The 6,796-nt window shown below is 67.2% G+C and carries 5 protein-coding genes; all 5 read right to left on the bottom strand.

The features are described from left to right. The coding region (locus tag WBV89_RS17585) for a sensor domain-containing protein (protein ID WP_423982639.1) at nt 1-724 on the bottom strand (724 nt) is incomplete at its 3' end. Between the two features lie 20 nt (nt 725-744). Next, nucleotides 745-3,294: an ABC transporter permease gene (locus tag WBV89_RS17580; protein WP_423982638.1), complete on the bottom strand. Its 2,550-nt coding sequence runs from the start codon at nt 3,292-3,294 to the stop codon at nt 745-747. Between the two features lie 2 nt (nt 3,295-3,296). After that, on the bottom strand, nt 3,297-4,097 hold the full coding sequence (locus WBV89_RS17575; protein WP_423982637.1) for an ABC transporter ATP-binding protein: 801 nt from the start codon (nt 4,095-4,097) through the stop codon (nt 3,297-3,299). Between the two features lie 137 nt (nt 4,098-4,234). Continuing rightward, nucleotides 4,235-5,542, bottom strand: coding sequence for an MFS transporter (locus tag WBV89_RS17570; protein ID WP_423982636.1), 1,308 nt, complete (start codon nt 5,540-5,542; stop codon nt 4,235-4,237). A 65-nt stretch (nt 5,543-5,607) separates the two neighbouring features. Then, entirely contained in the window at nt 5,608-6,744 is a 1,137-nt protein-coding gene (locus tag WBV89_RS17565) for an epoxide hydrolase family protein (protein ID WP_423982635.1), read from the bottom strand. Nucleotides 6,745-6,796 lie beyond the last annotated feature (52 nt).

Here is a 6,796-nt window from a genome sequence, read left to right as displayed (position 1 = left end):
GAGCGCCATCGTGGAGATCGCGCTCGATCCGTCGCCGTTCGGCTTCGGCCGAGTCGACGGCCGCGGTACGGCTCGTGCGGAGTTCGGTCACCTGGACGGCCAACCGCTCCTCGTCGGTCGGGCCGAGCAACCGGTCGGCGAGCGTCCACTCCGTCGTGGCCGCGCCGAGTGTGATCCACGGAGCGACGAGCAGGATGCCGATCACGCCGACGGCCAGGGCCGCCCATCGAGCCGGATCCTCGGACCCGACTTCGAAGAAGTAGAACTTCGCGCTGTCGTCCGGAAACGCCCCGACGTACGACGGCAGGAGCGCCATCGCAACGGAGCCGCACCAGGTTGCCGCGACGACCGCGAAGCCGATCGCATTGACCGGCAGCTGGAGGAGATGGTGGGCGATCTCACGCCACCGCGCCTTCGAGCGCAGTCGTTCCGCCAGCCGCCCGAACCAGGTGCCGCGCACGAGCGGGGCGACCGAGTCGGGAATCACGTTCGTGTACGCACCGGCCCGCGATCGCTCGAGTTGCGCCAGGCCGCGTGACATCATCAAGCCGATCCAGCCCACCGGGACACCGAGCAGGAACGCCGGCATCAAACCGATCGACAGCGCCAGCGCGACCACCGTGACGACGAACACGACGATGCCGAACGGGAGGCCGACCGCGATGTAGGCGGCTGCCCGGAACAGTCGGCCGGGTCGTGACCACGGGCGGAGGGGGTTGACCATGATCTGTCCGATCCTAGATTTCAGTCCGTCGCGATGGCCGCGAGGATGTCGAGGCGTCCGGCCCGGCGCGAAGGCCGCCACGCAGCGACCACGCCGGCCAGCGCCGCGAGTACGAGAACGACGGCCAGCGACGTGGTCGGCATGGCGAACTCACCGAACCCTTCCTGGGCGGCGAGCGCACGCATCAACCCCCAGCCGAGAAACGTCCCGAGCGCAACTCCGCCGATCGTGCCGAACAGCGAGACGATCACCGATTCCCAACGGACCGTCGAGCGAACCTGGGAGCGGGTCTGACCGACCGCTCGGAGCAGTCCGAGTTCCCGCGTGCGTTCGTGGATCGACAGCGACAACGTGTTGGCGATGCCCATCAGCGCAATCAGGATCGCGAGCCCGAGCATCCCGTAGACGAACACGAGCATCGAGTCGATCTCCGATCCGATCGTGTCGAGGTACTCCGAGCGGGTCTGAGCGTCGGGTGCGGCGTGTCGTGCCGCCACCATGTCGACTGCTGCTCGACCATCCTCCTCGGATACGCCATCGGCGAGGTCGATCAACACGACCACGTCGCCCGGCTGGTCGGCGTGGGGCGCCCAGTCCTCGGGCGTCATGATCGCGTCGCCGACGTTCATCGTGTTGGCGTACAGCGCCTCGATGGTCAGATCCTGGGACGCACCGTCCGCGTACGACAGGTTGATCGAGTCGCCGATGGCCACGCTGTGGTCCTCGGCGTAGGACTCGCTCACGGCGATGTTCCCGGGCACGACCTCGGCGAGTGAACCCGCCGTCACGTCGATGTCCAGCAGTGCGTCCAGCGCTGCCGGATCGACCACCGCCGGGTCGATGGTGGCGCCGTCGGCGATGGCCAGGGCGATCCCCATGCCTGCGGAGGTCGCCACCTCGGGCAACTGCGCCACTCCGTCGGCGACCGCCGGGCTCAGCCCGGCACCGCTGAAATCGTCCGGCACGATCACGAGATCGCCGCCGAAGTTCTGGTTCACGGTGGTCTCGACCGACGCCTTGATCGACGCACCGAAGGTCGTGAACAGGGCGACGACGGCCGTTCCGACCATCAGCGCTGCCGCGCTGCCGGAGGTCCGTCGCGGATCGCGCATCGCATTGCGTCGTGCGAGGCGGCCGTTCTGACCGCGCACCAGACGGGGACCGAGACCGAGCAGTCCCGCGGCGGGTCGAGCGACCACGGGCCCGAGGATCACCGCTCCCACGATCATCAGGATCGATCCCACGCCTGCCTGGACGACAGCTCCGTCTTCGTCGGTCGCAGTGATCACCGTCGCGATACCGGCCGCGGCGGTGACGAGTCCGCCGACCAGTCGGGCCTTCGACGACGACGTCGAGTCGACGGCCGCGTCGCGAAGAGCCGCGAGAGGAGCGACCCGCGAGGCGCGGAAGGCCGGGGCGAAGCTGGCGAGGAGCGTCGATCCGATCCCGACCACGACCGCGATGACGATCGTGGTGCCGGTGACGACGACACCGGAGATGCCGACGTCGAATCCGGCACCGTCCATCCAGGACTTCAGACCCAGCGCCAGGCCGATGCCGGTGATCAGGCCGATCGCCGAGGCGAGCGCACCGATGACCACGGCCTCGACCAGAACGGACGACAGCACCTGGCGACGGGATGCACCCAGCGCTCGCAGCAGTGCGGATTCACGCGTCCGCTGAGCGATCAGGATCGAGAACGTGTTGTGGATGCTGAATCCGGCGACCACGAGCGCGATCACGGAGAAGGCGATCAGAATCGTCCGGAACATCCCCAGGAAGTCGCTCTGGATGTCGGCCATCATCTCATCGGTGAGTTCGGTGCCGGTCAACGCCTCGGCCTGGGCGGGGATCACCCGTGCGATCTCGTCGCGGAGTTGTTCCTGGTTGACGCCATCCTCGGCCGCGACGCGGATCGCCGACACCTGGCCGGGTGCGCCGACCAGGTCGGTCGCAGCGCGTTCGGAGAAGGCGGTGTAGGTCGAGGGGCCGAGCGAATCGGAGCCGCCGAACGTGACGAGGCCGACGATGCTCACCTCCACCGGCTCGGGGATCTTGATCGTGGTCGTGTCCCCGATCGACAGCTCGCCGAGTTCGGCCGCGCCACGGTCGATGACGACCTCGTACGGTTCGTCGGGCGCGACGTCTCGGGGGGCGCGCCCTTCGGACAGCGCCCAGGGGTTCACCGACGACCGACCGATCCAGTTGGCGGCGGTGGTCGGTGGGCCGCCCCCGCCGATCGGGTCTCCGTCGAGGTCGAGCAGCTGCCCGAACCCCTCGATGATGGGCTCGAGTGTCGCCACGCCCTCCACGGCGGCGAGTTGACCGCTCACGTCGATGTCGAGACGGCCGCGGGTGACACTGTCGCCGGCGCCGATCTCGGTGGCGTTCCTGACGACGACATCCGTGCCGGCGTTTCCCTCACGGAACAGCCCGTCGAATCCCGCGGTCATCGTGCTTCCGAGTACGAGCGACGCCGTGAGGAACGCGACGCCGAGCAGGACGGCGGTCGTCGTTCCGAGGAGCCGACGCTTGTGGCTCCACATTCCTTTGCGAATGGTCCGCCACATGATCAGGCTCCGAATTGCTTCATGCGGTCGAGCACTCGATCGGCGCTCGGAGACGACATCGAATCGACGATCCGGCCGTCGGCGAGGAAGAGCACCGTGTCGGCGTATGCCGCAGCGACGGGATCGTGGGTGACCATGACGACGGTCTGGGCGAACCGGTCGACCGCATATCGCATGAACCCGAGGATCTCGCTCCCGGTGCGGCTGTCGAGGTTGCCCGTCGGCTCGTCGGCGAAGATCAGCTGGGGCCGTGCGGCCAGCGCCCGTGCGACGGCGACCCGCTGTTGCTGGCCTCCCGACAACTCGCTGGGTCGGTGTTTCAGGCGGTCGGTCAGTCCGACGGTCTCGATGACGCTGTCGAGCCATTCGCCGTCGGGCTTCGTGCCGGCGAGATCCATCGGCAGGGTGATGTTCTCCGCAGCGGTCAGCATCGGGAGCAGGTTGAACGACTGGAAGACGAATCCGATCTGCTCCCGCCGAAGTCGGGTCAACTCGCGATCGGAGAGTGCTCCGAGTTCGACGTCGCCGACGAACACCTCGCCTGATGACAAGGTGTCGAGGCCGGCCATGCAGTGCATCAGCGTGCTCTTGCCGGATCCCGATGGGCCCATGATCGCCGTGAACTCGCCCGCCGCGAGCCCGACGTCCACGCCATCGAGCGCGCGGACCTCGGTCCCGCCACGCCCGAAGGTCTTGGTCGCGAGTCGCGTGTGTGCGGCGAGGCGATATGGGGGAGTGGTGCCGTTCGACGCGACGGCGCCGGGATGGGCGAGGTCGGCGGGTGGAAACAGTGTCGTGCTCATGGAACCATCGTGCGCTCGCCCGGTGGGTCGAGCGATGGTGTGGCCACGTGTCTTCGAGGTAGGGAAATCCCGACCCCGACCCCGAGTCCGGACATCCTGGGAGCAGCCCGGCGAGAGCGGGTGCACTTGGCGTGGTGTCAGTCGGCGGCGAGCGGCGCCTCGCCACCCTCGGCTTCGCTCAGGAACGCCGATGGCGGCTGTCGACGGAGGTCGAGCCACCAGGCGAGGAAGAACGCCCACAGCGCGCCGATTCCGAGCACGGTGCGCGATCCGATCATCTCGAAGAGCACTCCGCCGATCAGGTTTCCGATCGGGACGGTTCCACCGAACACCATGAACCACAGTGGCATCACCGATGCCCGTTCGCCGTCCTTCATGTTCAGCTGAAGCGACGTCGTGATCGCCGTCGCGGTCATGAAGTAGAAGAATCCGAGCACGAATCCGACGAAGAACGGAGCCACCGGATCGCGCAGCTGCGAGAAGATCAGGAGGGCGAGGCCGTACCCGGTGAAGCCGCGCACGATGAGGACACGGCGGTGGAAGCGCGACAGGAACGTGCCCACGGAGATCGCCCCGAAGAACGCGCCGAAGCCCCAGGTGGCGTAGAGCCAGCGGTAGGTGGACGACTTGGCCGCGATGTCGAAGTTGAGTTCGGCGACCGATGGGAACAGCCCGACGTAGATCAGGCTGATCAGCGAGAACGAGAACATGCCGATGAGCAGCCGATTGAGCACGAGTCGGTCGCGCGCGATCGTGATCCCGACGCCGAGCTGACGCCAGCCGCGCACGAGCGTGTCGGCCTTCACGTCAGGCATCTTGACGAGCACGAGCGCAGCGATGAAGAAGAGGTAGGTGACCGCGTTGATCACGAAGATCCACGAAACGGACAGTCCGAATGCGGCGAGGATCGCGGCGGCGACCGGGCCCATCACGCGGGTGCCGTTGATCATCGCCGAGTTGAGGCTGATCGCTCCGGGCAGGTCGGCGCGGCTGACCAGGAGTGGCATCGTCGCCTGGAACGCGGGGGCATTGAGCGCGTTCGCCGAACCGATTCCGGCCTGGACCAGGAAGATCCAGATCAGGGAGGCGTCCTTCGCCACGAAGTAGGCGGTGCCGAGCGTGAGCACCGCCGAGATCGACTGCATCCACAGCATCAACTTCTGCTTGGACACCTTGTCGGCGAGCGCGCCTCCGGGGATCGACAGGAGCAGGAGCGGGCCGAGTTGGACGGCGATCGTGACGCCGACGAGTGTGGGACTGGACGTTCGGTCCTGGACGTACGCCGGCAGCGTGACGTTTTGCATCCACGTCCCGATCTGCGACAGCGCGAGGCCGATGAAGACGAGCCGGAACTTCGGGTAGGCGAGCGCCGCACGCGCAGTGCCGGGTTTGAGACCGTGTGCAGGCTCGGCGGCAGGGGGAGGGGTGGTCGCGGCAGTGGTCATGGACGAACCCGTGCGACGCTACCGGCGCGTTGACACGCCGTTCCAACGCTGCGCTGGGTCAGGGATCAGCGGAAGCGGCGGAAGTATGTGCGCAGTTCGGCGACGAAGGTGTCGGGCACCTCGAACGCTGCGAAGTGGCCGCCCTTGTCGTAGTCGGCCCAGTGGACGAGGTTGGGGTAGACCGGTTCGACCCAGGCCCGTACCGGGGGGACGACCTCGGCGGGGAACGACGCAAAGCCGGTGGGCACGGTGATCTCCAGTTTGCGGCGCTTCGAGAAACTCTCCCAGTAGAGGCGGGCCGACGAGGCACCGTTGCCGTTGATCCAGTAGAGCATGATGTTGTCGAGCAGCTCGTCCCGCCCGAGCACGTCCTCGGGGTGACCGTCGTTGTCGGTCCATGCCCAGAATTTCTCGACGATCCACGCCGCCTGCGCCGACGGTGAGTCCACGAGGCCGTATCCCACGCTCTGCGGACGCGTCGACTGTTGCTTCGAGTAGCCCGAGTCCCAGTCGGCGTAGAACTTGATCCGCTCGAGCGCGTGCAGTTCTTCCGGCGTCGGATCCCCGTGGATCGTCGGTCGGGAACCCATCGCGAGCGTGAGGTGGATCGCCGCGCAGTGCTCTGGGTCGAGCGCACCGATCGCCGAGGTGATCGCCGAACCCCAGTCGCCTCCCTGGGCGACGTAGCGGTCGTACCTCAGCCGGGCCATGAGCGCGGCGAAGGCCGCGCCCATCCGCTCGACACCCCAACCGGTCTCTGTCGGTTTTGCGGAGAACCCGTACCCCGGAAGCGACGGGGCGATCACATGGAATGCATCCGACGCATCGCCGCCGAACGCAGTCGGGTTGGTGAGCGGTTCGATCACCTTGTGGAACTCGACGATCGAGCCCGGCCAGCCGTGGCTGAGGATGAGCGGAATCGCGTCGTCGTGCGGAGAACGCTGGTGGACGAAATGGATGTCGAGCCCGTCGATCTCGGTCACGAACTGGTCGAACCGGTTGAGCTTCGCCTCGCGGTCCCTCCAGTCGTACGTGTCCGCCCAGTAGGCCGACAATTCGCGGGCGTATGCGAGCGGCGTGCCCTGGCTCCAATCGTCGACCGTTTCGGTCTCGGGCCAGCGGGTGTTGACGAGCCGCTGTCGGAGATCATCGAGCACCGCATCGGGTACGTCGATCGTGAACGGTCGGATCTCGCTGGTCATCGCGCCGACGCTACGCAGGCGCTGCGTTACGTAACGGGTCAGACCCGTTACG

The organism is Ilumatobacter sp., assembly GCF_049588435.1.
Taxonomy (GTDB): Bacteria; Actinomycetota; Acidimicrobiia; order Acidimicrobiales; family Ilumatobacteraceae; genus Ilumatobacter_A.
The sequence above is the reverse complement of the archived record's forward strand: the minus strand, read 5'-3'. Positions and strand labels throughout refer to the sequence as shown.

What these genes read in the sequence shown, in the direction of transcription:
- WBV89_RS17570 (WP_423982636.1), bottom strand. Translation starts at nt 5,542, where the DNA reads ATGACCACTGCCGCGACCACCCCTCCCCCTGCCGCCGAGCCTGCACAC.
- WBV89_RS17565 (WP_423982635.1), bottom strand. Translation starts at nt 6,744, where the DNA reads ATGACCAGCGAGATCCGACCGTTCACGATCGACGTACCCGATGCGGTG.
- WBV89_RS17575 (WP_423982637.1), bottom strand. Translation starts at nt 4,097, where the DNA reads ATGAGCACGACACTGTTTCCACCCGCCGACCTCGCCCATCCCGGCGCC.
- WBV89_RS17580 (WP_423982638.1), bottom strand. Translation starts at nt 3,294, where the DNA reads ATGTGGCGGACCATTCGCAAAGGAATGTGGAGCCACAAGCGTCGGCTC.